This window comes from Streptomyces pactum, from assembly GCF_016031615.1.
GTDB lineage: Bacteria > Actinomycetota > Actinomycetes > Streptomycetales > Streptomycetaceae > Streptomyces > Streptomyces pactus.
Genome location: NZ_JACYXC010000001.1, coordinates 5089166 through 5103502, shown reverse-complemented (window position 1 = coordinate 5103502; position 14337 = coordinate 5089166). Strand labels below are relative to the sequence as shown.

Here is a 14337-nt window from a genome sequence, read left to right as displayed (position 1 = left end):
AGGTGTCATCCCTTCACTGCGCCAGCGGTGAGACCGCCGACCGCCTTGCGTTGCAGGAACAGGAAGAGCAGCAGGATCGGAATCGCGAAGAGCGAGGCCGCGGCCATGGTGGCGCCCCAGTCGTCACCGAAGGCCGTCTGGAACTGCGACAGCCACAGTGGCAGGGTCTGGGCCTCGGCGTCCTTGTTCAGGATCAGCACCAGCGGGAATTCGTTCCAAGCGGTGATGAAGCCGAACAGCGAGGTGGCCATCAGGCCGGGGGCGAGCAGCGGGAAGATCACCTTGATGAACGCCTGCGGACGGGTGCAGCCGTCCACCATCGCCGACTCCTCCAGCTCCTTGGGCACCGCGGCGACGAAGCCGCGCAGCGTCAGGACGGTGAAGGGCAGCACCATGACCATGTAGAAGAGGGTCAGCGGGACCAGGCTGTTGAGCATGTCCCCGTCCCGGACCAGCATGTAGATCGCGATGACCATGACCTCCCAGGGGGCCATCTGCGCGATCATGAAGGCCAGGATGAAGCCGCGCCGGCCCTTGAACCGCATGCGGGCGATCGCGAACGACGCCAGCAGGGCGATGAGCAGGGAGAACACCACCGCCAGCACGGTGACGGTCAAGGAGTTGCGAACCAGGGTCCAGAAGTGGTCGGCGTTCACCGCGGTCCGGAAGTGCTCCAGGGTGGGCGCGTCGGGGAACCACACCGGGTCCTCGGAGATGATCTGCGAGGTCGGTTTGAGCGCCGTGCTGAACATCCAGTACACGGGGAACGCGAAGAAGACGAAGAGGACGACGGCGAGGGTTCCCGGCCAGATCCTCCCCAGCCAAGAGCGCTTCACCGCTCCTCCTCCTTCTCTTGCTTGAGCACGATGCGCAGGTAGTAGGCGGTCAGACCCAGCAGGATGAGGATGGTGAGGATCGAGATCGCCGCTCCCATGCCGTAGTGCTGGTTGCCGACGCCCTCGACGAAGGCGTAGACGGGCAGGGTCTCGGTGAGCCGGTCCGGACCGCCCTCGTTGATCGCGAAGATCTGCGGGAACGCCTTGAAGACCCAGATCACCTCAAGGAACGTGGTGGCCAGCAGGAAGGGCTTGAGGTAGGGGAAGGTCACCGAGGTGAAGCACTTCCAGACCCCGGCCCCGTCCATGGACGCCGCCTCGTACAGCTCCTTGGGAATGGTGGTGGTGGCCGCGTACAGGTTGATCGCCACGAACGGGATGGACTGCCAGACGATCAGCAGGGTGACCACGAAGAAGGTGGAGAACTGGCTGCCGGTCCAGTCGTAGTCGGCCATGGAGTGCCAGCCGAGCTTGTCCAGGACCCAGTTGACGACGCCGAAGCGCTGGGCGAAGAGCCACTGGTAGACGGTGGTGGCGGCGATGATGGGCATGGCCCAGGCGAGCACCAGCCCGAACATCAGCAACGTCCGCATCTTGTTGCCGAGCCGGGCGAGCAGCAGCCCGATCAGGGTGCCCAGCACCATGATCAGGATGACGTTGACCGCGGTGAAGAGCACCGAGCGCTTCACGACCTGCCAGAACTTGTCGCTGGTCAGGGTCTCGCGGTAGTTGTCCACGCCGTTCCACTCGGTGGCGTGCTGGATGAGCTGCCGCATGTTGAGGTTCTGGAACGACAGCATGCCGTTCTTCACCAGCGGGTAGCCCAGGAACAGCAGCGTCACCGCGACGGCGGGGAGCAGCAGCAGGTAGGGGGCGGTGCCGGCGAGCCGGTGACGCCCGCGGGCGGGGCCGCTGTGCGGCCCCGCGCTCGTGCGGCCGTCGGCCGGCGGACCGGTGTCCACCTTCTCGGTCTGCACCGACGTGCTTGCCATCTGCTTACTGCTCCTGGCTGAGGCGCTTGTTCATCTCGTCCTCGACCGAGGCCGCCGCCTCCGCGTGCGACTTACCGTTGAGCACCGCGGTCATGTAGGTCTTGATGGGGTTCGGGGCGTTCTCCACCGGGGCCCACTCGGGGATCAGCGGGGTGGTGCCACCGAACTTCGACGCCGGCGCGGCGGCCTCGGCGGCGGGGTTGCCGTCGAGCGCGCCCATCAGCGACTCCTTGTTCGGAATGACGCCGCCTTCCTTGGCGAGCTGGCTCTCGAACTTGTCGGAGAGGGCGATCTTCAGGAACTCCTTGGCGAGCTCCTTCTTGTCGCTGCCCTCGGCGACCGCGAGGTTGGAGCCGCCGAGGAAGACGCCCTCGGGCTTGTCGGCGGTCTCACCCGGGATGGTGAAGTAGCCGATGTCCTTCTCGATCTTCGGCTCGACCTTGATCGCGGTGGCGGCTTCCCAGCCCATGCCGATCATGGCGCCGGTCTTGCCCTTGGCGAAGACCTCGGCCTGCTGCGGGGTGGCCTCGTCCTTGTTCTTGGGCGCCTTGCTGAAGGAGTGGTACTGCTTGTAGATGTCCATCGCCTTGCCGACCTTGGGGTCGGAGAGGTTGGACACCCACTTGTCGCCCTTCTTCTTCACCAGGTTGGCGTCGGCGCCGATGGTGAGGCCGTCGAAGAAGTACCAGTTCTGGCCGGGCATGTAGATCGGCTCGGCGTCGGTCTTCTTGTCGATGGTGTCCAGGGCCTTGAAGAACTCGGTGCGGGTCTTGGGGATCTCCTTGATGCCCGCTTCTTCCCAGATCCTCTTGTTGTAGATGACGACGCGGTTGACCACGAACCAGGGGGCCGCGTACTGGGTGCCGTCGAAGACCGACGACTCGTTCATCGACTTGGTCCAGTTGACCCCGATCGACTCCTTGAGGTCGCTGAGGTCGGCGAGGCCGCCGGTGCGCGCGTAGGCGGGCGTCTGGGTGTTACCGATCTCCAGGACGTCCGGCGGGTTGGACTCCGACAGCGCCGTGGTGATCTTCTGCTGGATGTTGTTCCAAGCCTGGGTTTCCCACTTGATCTTGGCGCCGGTCTTCTTCTCGAAGGCGGCGGTGACATCCTTGGTCCACTGGTCGGGGGTGGAGCCGTCCATGGCCCAGACGGTGAGCGTCTGGCCCTTGAAGCCGTCCGCGCCCGACTTCTTGTCGTCCTTGTCGTCGGACCCACAGGCCGCGACGCTCATCAGCAAGGCCGCGACACCCGTCGCCGCTATGAGCCCACGCTTCACAGCACTCTCCTCAAGGGACTGAATGTGGTCTTTAATGGTTAATGGTTTAGACCAGTGCCCCGCAGCTTGGCCTAGACCTTTAGGGGTGTCAAGGGTGTATAAGAGTCGCTGTCAGGTCCGTTATCGGACCGACATCTGAGGACATCTGAGCTGCCAGGTCGCCTGGGGCCGGACCGTGCCACGATGTGAGCCGCTGAAGACGGAGGAGCCGGTGACGGCAGCAGGACAGGAGTCGGGAAGGCGCGCCATGGGGAGCGACGGGGACACGGTCGGCGCCGCGGCCGAGAACAGCGGCGGGGCCGGCGGGGGGCGCACCGCTCGCGTGCCCAAGTATTACCGGCTCAAGAGGCATTTGCTGGAGATGACCGAGACACTGCCGCCCGGCACCCCGGTCCCTCCCGAGCGCACCCTCGCCGCGGAGTTCGACACCTCCCGGACCACGGTCCGGCAGGCGCTCCAGGAGCTGGTGGTGGAGGGCCGCCTGGAGCGCATCCAGGGCAAGGGCACCTTCGTCGCCAAGCCCAAGGTGTCCCAGGCGCTGCAACTGACCTCCTACACCGAGGACATGAAGGCGCAGGGGCTGGAGCCCACCTCCCAGCTGCTGGACATCGGCTACGTGACCGCCGACGACCGGCTGGCCGGGCTGCTGGACATCACCGCCGGCGGCCGGGTGCTGCGCATCGAACGGCTGCGGCTGGCCAGCGGGGAACCGATGGCCATCGAGACCACCCACCTGTCGGCGAAGCGTTTCCCCGCCCTGCGGCGCAGCCTGGTCAAGTACTCCTCGCTGTACACCGCGCTGGCCGAGGTCTACGACGTACGCCTGGCCGAGGCCGAGGAGACCATCGAGACCTCGCTGGCCACCCCGCGCGAGGCCGGCCTGCTCGGCACCGACGTCGGCCTGCCCATGCTGATGCTCTCCCGGCACTCGCTGGACGCGGGCGGCGCACCGGTGGAATGGGTGCGCTCGGTCTACCGGGGCGACCGCTACAAGTTCGTCGCCCGCCTCAAGCGGCCGGACGCCTGAGCCCGCCCGGGGCCGCGGTGCCGCGCACCTGCGCGGCCGGGCGCCGTGGTGGTGGCGCCACGCAGGCCGGACGCCCCGGCCCGCGGCCGGACGCACCACGCGCGGGACGTGGATGAACCCACCACGGGCCACAGGCGGCCGAGGGCTTTGCCCGGTGCCGCGCCGGCCGGCGGCCGTGACCCGCAGGCGGCGCGACCCCAAGGGCGGTGTGACCCGAATGCGGTGGCCCTCTGGCGGTGACCGGCCGGTCGCCGGTGACGGTGGCCGGAGCACGACGCTCCCCCGGGCCCGCCCTCCACCGACCCCGAACCGGCGCCATCTCATCGGCGTGCGGGGCCGGGTCCGCGGTGCACGGCCTCGCAGGACCGGACCACGGGCGCGAGGGAGGGGCGGCGGGCCGGAGGGTCCCGGATCTCACCACCCTCGCCCGGAGCGCCGCCGGCCGCCCGAAGCCGAACGCCGGCCGTCCGAAGCCGAAGCCGAACGCCGGACCGCCACACGGAACGTGCCGACACCCCTGCATCCGGCCGGACGCGGGAGACCGGTCCCCCCGGAGTGCCGCGGCAACGGCCCCGCCGGAGCGGACGGCCGCACGCCGCCACCCGGGTCACCGAAGGCGCTCGTGGCTCTCGCATTCGACCTCACCGGTGCCCTTGCCGCCACCGGAGCACTTCGCCGCGGAATTTCCGGTCCTCCACCACGGGTCGCGCAGGGCCCGGGTCCGGTTGCCGGGCTCGCCGATGGCCCGGGTCCGGAATTTGCGCCCCTTGTCGTTCGTGCGGCTCGCGGAAATTTCCTTTGCCCGGTTGCGTATAAATGGCGCAGCCGGGGTAAGGACGGTGCGGCCGGCGGAATTCCACCCGGCATGCCGCCATCACCGGGTGGGCGTTGCGCGCGGCACCCCGTCAATCGGCGTGAGCGTTCTCCCCGTCCGAACTCCCGCAGGTGTCAGAGGCGATGTGCGGCATGCCCACCGCGCCCACCGGCGCCGCACCCATGACGCCACTCACCAGCGGTGATGCGTGACCCCGGGACGGCCGAGCCGGTCTTCCGCGCCGTTCCCCCACCGCACCGCACACGGTTGCGCCGAGCCGGTCCCGACGGGAAGTGAGGTCGATCGACTGCCACCGGAATGGTCCAGGCCAATTTCCCCATCCCGTCGAACTCCGGACAGATAAACCGGAACGGTTGATTACCGAACTTATTTATGACGGGTGGTGACAGCGCACCGGGCACCGCATTAGATTCCCTGGTCATTGCCACCGGAGAACAACCGAAGGGATCGTGCCGTCATGCCTGGAACATCCGGTGCACGCGACACCAGGGGGGTCATCACCGTCTCGCGGGTGGTGGTCGGCCTGTGCCTGCTGGCGCCTTTCGTCGCCATGGTGTGGGTCGACTCGTACGCGAAGATCGAACCCACCCTGTGGGGCATCCCGTTCTTCTACTGGTACCAGATGTTGTGGGTACCGCTGTCGGCCCTGCTGACCTGGGTCGCGTACATCCTGGTCCGCCGTGAGCGGCGGGCCCGCGGGGAAGGGGGCGCCCGATGAAGAACGACGTCAACGGCGTCGCGCTCGCCGTCTTCATCTTCTTCTTCCTCGCGGTGACGGTCATGGGGTTCCTGGCCGCCCGGTGGCGTGCGGCGGAGAACGCGAACAACCTCGACGAATGGGGGCTGGGCGGCCGCAGCTTCGGCACCTGGATCACCTGGTTCCTGCTCGGCGGCGACCTGTACACCGCCTACACCTTCGTGGCGGTCCCGGCCGCGGTGTACGCGGCCGGTGCGGCCGGCTTCTTCGCCGTCCCGTACACCATCCTGGTCTACCCGCTGATCTTCACCTTCCTGCCCCGGCTGTGGTCGGTCTCGCACCGGCACGGGTACGTCACCACCTCCGACTTCGTCCGTGGCCGGTTCGGCTCCAAGGGGCTGTCGCTGGCCGTCGCGGTCACCGGCATCCTCGCCACCATGCCGTACATCGCGCTCCAGCTGGTCGGCATCCAGGCGGTGCTGGACGTGATGGGTGTGGGCGGCGGTGAGAACACCCACTGGTTCGTCAAGGACCTGCCGCTGCTGATCGCCTTCGGGGTGCTCGCCGCGTACACCTACTCCTCCGGGCTGCGCGCCCCGGCGCTGATCGCGTTCGTCAAGGACGCGCTGATCTACCTGGTCATCGTGGTGGCGATCATCTACATCCCGATCAAGCTGGGCGGGTTCGACGACATCTTCGCCGCGGCCGGGAAGGCGTTCGGGGAGACCAACGAGGCCACCGGGGAGCCGCGGGGGGCGCTCGCCCCGCCGGGCGCCTCCCAGTGGGCCTACGCCACCCTCGCGGTCGGTTCGGCGCTCGCGCTGTTCATGTATCCGCACTCGATCACCGCGACGCTCTCCAGCCGCAGCCGCGAGGTGATCCGCCGCAACACCACCATCCTGCCGCTGTACTCCCTGGTGCTGGGGATGCTGGCGCTGCTGGGCTTCATGGCGATCGCGGCGGACGTGAAGGTGGACAACGGACAGCTGGCGATCCCGCAGCTGTTCGAGGACATGTTCCCGGACTGGTTCGCGGGGGTGGCCTTCGCCGCGATCGGCATCGGGGCTCTGGTCCCCGCGGCCATCATGTCCATCGCCGCGGCGAACCTGTTCACCCGGAACATCTACAAGGACTTCCTGCGGCCGGACGCCACGCCGGAGCAGGAGACCAAGGTCTCCAAGCTGGTGTCCCTGCTGGTCAAGGTGGGCGCGCTGGTCTTCGTGCTGGGCATGGACAAGACCGTGGCGATCAACTTCCAGCTGCTCGGCGGCATCTGGATCCTGCAGACCTTCCCCGCGCTGGTGGGCGGGCTGTTCACCCGCTGGTTCCACCGCTGGGCGCTCATCGCCGGCTGGGCGGTCGGCATGGTCTACGGCACGGTGGCCGCCTACGGCGTGGCCAGCCCGACGCAGAAGCACTTCGGGGGCAGCCAGAAGGAGATCCCGGGCATCGGCGAGATCGGCTACATCGGACTCACCGCCTTCGTGCTCAACGTGCTGGTCACGGTGGTCTTCACGGTGGTGCTGCGGGCCCTGAAGGCACCGGACGGCGTCGACGAGACCTCGCCGTCGGACTACACCGCGGACATCGGCGACCCCGGCGTCAAGGCCGAGCTGCCGCCGGCCACCGCGGGCGTCCCGGGCGGCCACTGACACCCTCCCGGGCCCCTGACGCCCCCGCGGTCCGGCCGTCCGGCCCGCGGGGGCGTCGCCCGTCTTCCCCCACCCGCGGGGCAGCGCAGTTCGCCGTCGCGGCCGGCTCCCCGCCGTCCGCCCCCCGCACAGCGGGCGGCCGCGGTCGTCGAGGCGCCGGCCCGCCTCGCGCACCGGCGCCCCGGTCCCAGGCCCGGCCGTGCCCGGACCGGACCCGGACACGCCACGACGGCTCGCACCGTCGCGACGCCGGCCCCCGCACACCGGTCGCCGCGGATTCCGCCTACGTCCCCGCGCACCGCCCCGGGCGCCTTGCCCGTACGCCCGCCACGCCCGGGGCGCGGCGCCCGCACGGCCGTGCGGATGCGGCCCCCGCCCTCCTCGCCCGGGCCGGTTCCGGGCGTCCCCGGGGCGCCGCCGCGGCCCCTCCGGCAGCGGCCGCCGCGTCTTCCGGAACCGGCCGCCGACCGCCCCGGCAACGGTCACCACTCCCCCCGATCCAGCACATAAGTGCGAAAGCGCGACGGTGCTGACACAACATCTGGGGGGAGCATGCGGACAGCAGCACAAGATGTATGCTCGTCCTCGCTGTCGCCGCAGGGGAATCCGGTGCGAATCCGGAACTGTCCCGCAACGGTGTACGTGTGTGTTTTTGCGTGCGCGTAAGTCCGGTCACCTGCCGACGGCCTCGAACACGTCCGGGCCTCGCGGGTTGGGCCGGTGGACGCTGCGCGGTGTGCCCCCGTCTGGGGTCCGGCATGCCCGCGGACGCCCGTCGCGCACCGCCCCGCCGGCCCCCAGCCGAGCGAGGGAGAGCACCTCCGTGACCATCGCGCCCGCCGATCCGGTTTCAGCGGCAGCCCAGGATTCCCAGGGCCCCACCGCCGCGTCCGACGCGCCCGGAACCGCCCTGCTGCGCACCCTGACCGATCTCACCGCCGACCTGCCCGCCACCGACCCCGGCAAGGTGGCCGCCGCCGCGCTGCGGGGCCGTCATCCCGGGTCGGACGAGGCGGAGTTGCGGGCGCTGGCCACCGAGGCCGCCGCCGGTCTGATCGCCGAGGAGCCGGAGTACTCCCGGCTCGCGGCCCGGCTGCTCACCCTCGCCATCGCCGAGGAGGCCGCCGCGGAGGGCGCGGTGTCCTTCTCCGCCTCGGTCGCCACCGGCCACCGCGAGGGCCTGATCGCCGACGACACCCTCGCCTTCGTCCGGGCCCACGCCGCCCGGCTGGACGCCCTGCTCGACGCGACCGTGGCCGACGGCGCCGACGACCGCTTCGGCTACTTCGGCCTGCGCACCCTGCACAGCCGGTACCTGCTGCGCCACCCCACCACCCGCCGGGTGATCGAGACCCCGCAGCACTTCCTGCTCCGGGTGGCCTGCGGACTCGCCGAGGACCTGTCCGAGCGCGCCCTGCGGGAGGTGTGCGAGCTGTACCGGCTGACCAGCTCGCTGGCGTACCTGCCCAGCTCGCCCACGCTGTTCAACTCCGGCACCCGGCACCCGCAGATGTCCTCGTGCTACCTGCTGGACTCGCCGCTGGACGAGCTGGACTCGATCTACGAGCGCTACCACCAGGTGGCCCGGCTCTCCAAGCACGCCGGCGGCATCGGCCTGTCCTACTCGCGCATCCGCGCCCGGGGCTCCCTGATCCGGGGCACCAACGGGCACTCCAACGGCATCGTGCCGTTCCTGCGCACCCTGGACGCCTCGGTCGCCGCCGTCAACCAGGGCGGCCGGCGCAAGGGCGCGGCCTGCGTCTACCTGGAGACCTGGCACGCGGACATCGAGGAGTTCCTGGAGCTGCGGGACAACACCGGTGAGGAGGCCCGCCGCACCCACAACCTGAACATCGCGCACTGGATCCCGGACGAGTTCATGCGCCGGGTGGAGGCGGACGCCGAGTGGTCGCTGTTCTCCCCGGTGGACGTGCCCGAGCTGGTCGATCTGTGGGGCGAGGAGTTCGACGCCGCGTACCGGCGGGCGGAGGCGGAGGGCAAGGCGCTGCGCACCATCCCCGCCCGGACGCTGTACGCCCGGATGATGCGCACCCTCGCCCAGACCGGCAACGGCTGGATGACGTTCAAGGACGCCGCCAACCGCACCGCCAACCAGACCGCCGAGCCCGGCCGGGTGGTGCACTCCTCCAACCTGTGCACCGAGATCCTGGAGGTCACCGACGACGGCGAGACCGCGGTGTGCAACCTGGGGTCGATCAACCTCGCCGCGCACCTGGGCGAGGACGGCCACCCGGACTGGGAGCGGCTGGACGCCACCGTGCGCACCGCCGTCACCTTCCTGGACCGGGTGGTGGACATCAACTACTACCCGACCGGGCAGGCCGCCTCCTCCAACTCCCGCTGGCGCCCGGTGGGGCTGGGGCTGATGGGGCTGCAGGACGTGTTCTTCCGGCTGCGGCTGCCCTTCGACTCCCCCGGGGCGAAGGCGCTGTCCACCCGGATCTCCGAGCGGATCATGCTCGCCGCGTACGAGGCGTCGTGCGACCTCGCCGAGCGGCACGGCCCGCACCCGGGCTGGTCCGCCACCCGCACCGCCCGCGGGGTGCTCCACCCCGACCACTACCCCGACGCCGAGGTGACCTGGCCCGAGCGGTGGGCGGCGCTGCGGGAGCGGATGGCGCGGACCGGGATGCGCAACTCGCTGCTGCTGGCCATCGCGCCGACCGCGACGATCGCCTCCATCGCCGGCGTCTACGAGTGCATCGAGCCGCAGGTGTCCAACCTCTTCAAGCGCGAGACGCTCAGCGGGGAGTTCCTCCAGGTCAACTCCTACCTGGTGGCCGACCTGAAGGAGCTGGGGGTGTGGGACGCGCGGACCCGGGAGGCGCTGCGCGAGTCCAACGGTTCGGTGCAGGACTTCTCCTGGCTGCCGGCCGAGCTGCGCGAGCTGTACCGCACCGCGTGGGAGGTCCCGCAGCGGGCGCTGATCGACATGGCCGCCGCCCGCACCCCGTTCCTCGACCAGAGCCAGTCGCTCAACCTGTTCATGGCCGCGCCCACCATCGGCAAGCTCAGCTCGATGTACGCCTACGCCTGGAAGCGCGGCATCAAGACCACCTACTACCTGCGCTCCCGTCCGGCGACCCGGATCGCGCAGTCGGCCCGTGCCGCCGGTGCCGCCACCCCCCGCCCGGAACAGCCGGCCGCGGCCCCCGAGGCCGAGGCGGTCGCCTGCTCCCTGGAGAACCCCGAGTCCTGCGAGGCATGTCAGTGATGTCCCCGTCCCCCTCCCCGCGCCCGAAGAACCTGCTCGACCCGGGGTTCGAACTCACCCTGCGGCCGATGCGGTACCCGGCCTTCTACGAGCACTACCGCAACGCGATCAAGAACACCTGGACGGTGGAGGAGGTCGATCTCCACTCCGACGTGGCCGACCTCGCCAAGCTGTCACCGGGCGAGCAGCACCTGATCGGGCGGCTGGTGGCGTTCTTCGCCACCGGCGACTCGATCGTCGCCAACAACCTGGTGCTCACCCTCTACAAGCACATCAACTCCCCGGAGGCGCGGCTGTACCTGTCGCGGCAGCTGTTCGAGGAAGCGGTGCACGTCCAGTTCTACCTGACGCTGCTGGACACCTACCTCCCCGACCCGGACGCCCGGACGGACGCGTTCGCCGCGGTGGAGAACATCCCCTCGATCCGCGAGAAGGCGCAGTTCTGCTTCCGGTGGATCAACGAGGTGGAGAAGCTGGACCGGTTGGAGTCCAGGGCCGACCGCCGCCGGTTCCTGCTCAACCTGATCTGCTTCGCCGCGTGCATCGAGGGCCTGTTCTTCTACGGCGCGTTCGCCTATGTGTACTGGTTCCGTTCGCGGGGCCTTCTGCACGGCCTGGCCACCGGCACCAACTGGGTGTTCCGCGACGAGTCGATGCACATGGACTTCGCCTTCCAGGTGGTGGACACCGTCCGGGAGGAGGAGCCGGACCTGTTCGACGAGGAGATGGGCAAGCAGGTCACCGCGATGCTGGAGGAGGCCGTCGAGGCGGAGCTGCAGTTCGCCCGGGACCTGTGCGGCGACGGGCTGCCGGGCATGAACACCGCGTCGATGCGCGAGTACCTCCAGTGCGTGGCCGACCAGCGGCTGGTACGGCTCGGGCTGCCGGCCCGCTACGGCTCGGAGAACCCCTTCTCCTTCATGGAGTTGCAGAACGTCCAGGAGCTGACCAACTTCTTCGAGCGCCGCGCCTCGGCGTACCAGGTGGCGGTGGAGGGTTCGGTCTCGTTCGACGACGACTTCTGACCGGTTGCCGCCGGTGCCGCTCCCGGGCGGTACCGGCGGCAACCCGGCGGGTTCCCGCGGGCCTCCGCGCGGTCCCGGTCCCCGCGGGCCTCCGCGCGGTCCCGATCCCCGCGGGCCCGCGGAACACGCGGCGAACGGTGGTGTTCCGCGGATGCCGGCCGGCGGCCCGGCCCGCCCAATTCCCTTCCGGGGCGCGCCCGCTCGGCCGCGGAGTGCCCCGAGGCGCCGGTGCCGTACCGCAGCACGCCACACGACGCCGCGGTCCGCGACCGCACCGGACCGCGCGGCCCAAGAATCGCCCACTAAAGACGGATTACATCCGGAAAGTGGCAATCGCGGCAATGATGAGGAACCCGCCCTTGCTCCATCCACCCAGGGGTCCTCATGAGCTCTGACACCGCCCTCGCCCGGAAAACCCTCTCCTCGGGCACTGATCCGAGACCCGATGCGCAGGTGCGGACGGAGGAGCTGACCCTCACCTTCGAGGGCTTCTCCTACCGCTGCCGCGTCGTCCACCAGGTCGCCCCGCACACCGAGCCGCTGGTCATCCTCGGCGGCTCCTCGCAGAACCGGCACGCCTGGCTCCGCCACGAGAAGTGGCTGGCCCCGTGGAGCACGCTGGTCACCGTGGACCTGCCCGGTTACGGCGAGGCCGATTTCCTCCCGGCCCGCTACGGACTGGACTTCCTCGCCGCGGCCGTGCGGCACCTGCTCGACGCGCTGGGCATGACCCGGGTCAACCTGCTCGGCGCCTGCTTCGGCGGCGGCATCGCGCTGCGTTTCGCCCAGGCCCACCCGGAGCGGGTGGCGCGGCTGGCCTTCGCGGGCATGGCCGCCTCGGTCCCCGAGGAGTACGCCCGCTCGGTGCCGCGCTGGCTGGCGATGCTGGAGCGCGGCGAGCGCGCGGAGTTCGCCACCGAACTGATCGAACGCTTCATGTCGCCGCTGGGCGCCACCCGGGTCCGCAAGCACGCGGTCGTCTCCCGCCTGCTCTACCAGCAGTTCATGGGGCAGTCCCCGGAGGCGGACCGGCTGTCGGTGGAGCACATCGTGCGGCTGATGGACCACGAGTGGCTGCGACCCTCCCCGGTCCCCGCGGTGCCCACCCTGGTGATGACCGGGGAACACGACTCGCTGTGCACCCCCGCCATGGGACGGGCGTTCGCCGCCGCGCTGCCGGCCGCGACGTTCACCACCATCGAGGAGACCGATCACCTGGTGTCGGTGGAGCGGATGGCGGAGTTCTCCGACCTGATGGCCCGCTTCTACACCGACCGGCCGGTCACCGGGCTGCCGTACTGCACCGCGGTGGAGTTCCTGGGCACCGCGGCGCGGCCGACGGCTCCGGCCGGGCCCCGGGACCTGGCCGCCGTACCGGGGCCGGCCCGCCCCTGAGCGAGGACGTCCGCCGCCGGGCGTGATCCGGCCCCGGCTCCGGCCGGGGCCCGGCACAGGGCGGTGGGCCGGAACCGGGAGCATCCGGTTCCGGCCCACCGCCCTGTGCCCGTCCCGCCCGCGTCAGTCCGGCCCGTGGCCGGGCCGGTCCGGCGGCCCGGCCGGACACCGGCCGGGGGCGCCGTCCTCGGCCGCGGTGGTTACGGCACGCGCGTGGAGCAGTTGGTGCCGGTCTTCGGGTCCACCTGCTCCCAGCGCCCGGTGCCGTAGTTGTAGGTGTAGGTCCTGGAGGAGGACGAGCAGTCCACGTTCTGACGGACGTGGAACGTGCCGTCCTCGGTGACGTACCTGCGGTCCTGCTCCTGCACACAGCGGACGTTGCCCTGGGCGTCCCGGGTGCACTCCGGCTCCACGCTTCCGCCCTGGCCGGCCTGAGCGGCGCCGGCGCCCGCGGCGACGAGGCCGCCCAGCAGGCCCGCGACCGCGGCGATCTTCTTCCAGCTGTCCATACGGGTGTCCCCTTGCGGTTGATGCCCCGGGCGCGGGGCCACCGCGCGGTGCGGCCGGCGGCGGGCCCGCGCCCGGCTGACGACGACATGCCCGATGGGCCCCGGCACCGAGCTTGTGGCTCGGACACCGGGACCCATCGTCAGCTACCTACGAGACCGATCTGCTTTCGCGGATCAGAACGCCTCGGCGTGGCAGCGGTTGCCACCCTGGACGGTGGTGAAGTTGTCGTCGGCCTCGCCGAAGACGGCCCCGTCCAGCAGGTCCAGCAGGTCGAGGTTGAGGTTCAGGTTGAGGTCGTGCGTCTTGCAGTTGGTGGTCTGGGTGACGTCGATGTCCGGACCACCCTTGCCGCCGTTGGCGGCCGCGGTGCCCGCGCCGACGAAGCCGACGCTACCGAGGAGGGCGACTACGACTGCGGCCTTGTGCAGCTTGCGCATTTCATCTCCGTTGGTGTTTTCATGCGATGTGACCCGTTCTGGGTCAACTTCGTACAGTTTGGATACTAAGCGCAGAGTGTCCGGTTTCGCCGTACGGCGCGCTGGCATGTGAAAAGTTCGTGACGCCGACGGCGCGGTGAACTCCGGTGCATCACAGGTGAGTTGGGCTCCTTCGCGGTCCCGGGCGGCGGCTCGGAACCACCCGGACAGCCGTAGATCCGGCGGACGCACGGCACGGCGGACACGCCGACGAACCGGCACGCGGCAGAAGCACGACGGCGGACCGCCACGCGGCGGACGCGCCAGGGACCCACGGTCACCGGGCGGACGCGCCCCCGGCCCCGGCGGCACGCCGGCGGACCCGGCCGCGACGGACGCGCTCGCGTGAGCTTCGGGGGCGCACCGGCGGGGGCGTCC

Annotated in this window: 11 protein-coding genes and 1 riboswitch; of the genes, 6 read left to right on the top strand and 5 right to left on the bottom strand. The window is 70.3% G+C overall.

Features of this window, described 5'->3' with window-relative positions:
- Positions 1–5: 5 nt before the first annotated feature.
- The 3 genes from IHE55_RS20035 to IHE55_RS20025 are packed head-to-tail and all read right to left on the bottom strand — an operon-like array spanning position 6 to position 3107.
- On the bottom strand, positions 6–836 hold the full coding sequence (locus IHE55_RS20035) for a carbohydrate ABC transporter permease (RefSeq protein WP_197990270.1): 831 nt from the start codon (positions 834–836) through the stop codon (positions 6–8).
- A complete protein-coding gene (locus IHE55_RS20030) occupies positions 833–1828 on the bottom strand; it encodes a carbohydrate ABC transporter permease (protein WP_197990269.1) in 996 nt (331 codons plus the stop codon). Before IHE55_RS20030 ends, IHE55_RS20035 begins: the two co-directional genes overlap by 4 nt.
- A gap of 4 nt (positions 1829–1832) precedes the next feature.
- Positions 1833–3107, bottom strand: a complete 1275-nt coding sequence (locus tag IHE55_RS20025) for an extracellular solute-binding protein (RefSeq protein ID WP_197990268.1) — start codon at positions 3105–3107, stop codon at positions 1833–1835.
- Between the two features lie 247 nt (positions 3108–3354).
- Between IHE55_RS20025 and IHE55_RS20020 the strand changes: the two genes are divergently transcribed.
- The 6 genes from IHE55_RS20020 (at position 3355) to IHE55_RS19995 (ending at position 12973) form a co-directional block, all read left to right on the top strand.
- On the top strand, positions 3355–4134 hold the full coding sequence (locus tag IHE55_RS20020) for a GntR family transcriptional regulator (RefSeq protein ID WP_197992132.1): 780 nt from the start codon (positions 3355–3357) through the stop codon (positions 4132–4134).
- Positions 4135–5426: 1292 nt separating this feature from the next.
- Positions 5427–5687 carry a DUF3311 domain-containing protein gene (locus IHE55_RS20015; RefSeq protein ID WP_197990267.1) on the top strand — a complete coding sequence of 87 codons (261 nt, stop codon included), beginning with the start codon at positions 5427–5429 and terminating at the stop codon, positions 5685–5687.
- Positions 5684–7318, top strand: a complete 1635-nt coding sequence (mctP, locus tag IHE55_RS20010; RefSeq protein WP_197990266.1) for a monocarboxylate uptake permease MctP — start codon at positions 5684–5686, stop codon at positions 7316–7318. Before IHE55_RS20015 ends, mctP begins: the two co-directional genes overlap by 4 nt.
- 575 nt (positions 7319–7893) lie before the next feature.
- Positions 7894–8016: riboswitch (cobalamin riboswitch) on the top strand.
- Positions 8017–8141: 125 nt separating this feature from the next.
- Positions 8142–10553, top strand: a complete 2412-nt coding sequence (locus IHE55_RS20005) for a ribonucleoside-diphosphate reductase subunit alpha (protein WP_197990265.1) — start codon at positions 8142–8144, stop codon at positions 10551–10553.
- Complete coding sequence (locus IHE55_RS20000) at positions 10553–11578, top strand: ribonucleotide-diphosphate reductase subunit beta (protein WP_197992131.1); 1026 nt, start codon at positions 10553–10555, stop codon at positions 11576–11578. The genes IHE55_RS20005 and IHE55_RS20000 overlap by 1 nt, the downstream gene beginning before the upstream one ends.
- Positions 11579–11962: 384 nt before the next feature.
- On the top strand, positions 11963–12973 hold the full coding sequence (locus IHE55_RS19995; RefSeq protein ID WP_197990264.1) for an alpha/beta fold hydrolase: 1011 nt from the start codon (positions 11963–11965) through the stop codon (positions 12971–12973).
- 200 nt (positions 12974–13173) lie between these two features.
- Here the strand turns inward: IHE55_RS19995 and IHE55_RS19990 are convergent, their stop codons facing one another.
- Both IHE55_RS19990 and IHE55_RS19985 read right to left on the bottom strand, forming a co-directional pair.
- On the bottom strand, positions 13174–13482 hold the full coding sequence (locus IHE55_RS19990; protein WP_197990263.1) for a hypothetical protein: 309 nt from the start codon (positions 13480–13482) through the stop codon (positions 13174–13176).
- 174 nt (positions 13483–13656) lie between these two features.
- Complete coding sequence (locus IHE55_RS19985; protein ID WP_197990262.1) at positions 13657–13920, bottom strand: hypothetical protein; 264 nt, start codon at positions 13918–13920, stop codon at positions 13657–13659.
- Positions 13921–14337 lie beyond the last annotated feature (417 nt).

What these genes read in the sequence shown, in the direction of transcription:
- IHE55_RS20030 (WP_197990269.1), bottom strand. Translation starts at nt 1,828, where the DNA reads ATGGCAAGCACGTCGGTGCAGACCGAGAAGGTGGACACCGGTCCGCCG.
- IHE55_RS20020 (WP_197992132.1), top strand. Translation starts at nt 3,355, where the DNA reads ATGGGGAGCGACGGGGACACGGTCGGCGCCGCGGCCGAGAACAGCGGC.
- IHE55_RS20015 (WP_197990267.1), top strand. Translation starts at nt 5,427, where the DNA reads ATGCCTGGAACATCCGGTGCACGCGACACCAGGGGGGTCATCACCGTC.
- mctP (WP_197990266.1), top strand. Translation starts at nt 5,684, where the DNA reads ATGAAGAACGACGTCAACGGCGTCGCGCTCGCCGTCTTCATCTTCTTC.
- IHE55_RS20000 (WP_197992131.1), top strand. Translation starts at nt 10,553, where the DNA reads ATGTCCCCGTCCCCCTCCCCGCGCCCGAAGAACCTGCTCGACCCGGGG.
- IHE55_RS19995 (WP_197990264.1), top strand. Translation starts at nt 11,963, where the DNA reads ATGAGCTCTGACACCGCCCTCGCCCGGAAAACCCTCTCCTCGGGCACT.
- IHE55_RS19990 (WP_197990263.1), bottom strand. Translation starts at nt 13,482, where the DNA reads ATGGACAGCTGGAAGAAGATCGCCGCGGTCGCGGGCCTGCTGGGCGGC.
- IHE55_RS19985 (WP_197990262.1), bottom strand. Translation starts at nt 13,920, where the DNA reads ATGCGCAAGCTGCACAAGGCCGCAGTCGTAGTCGCCCTCCTCGGTAGC.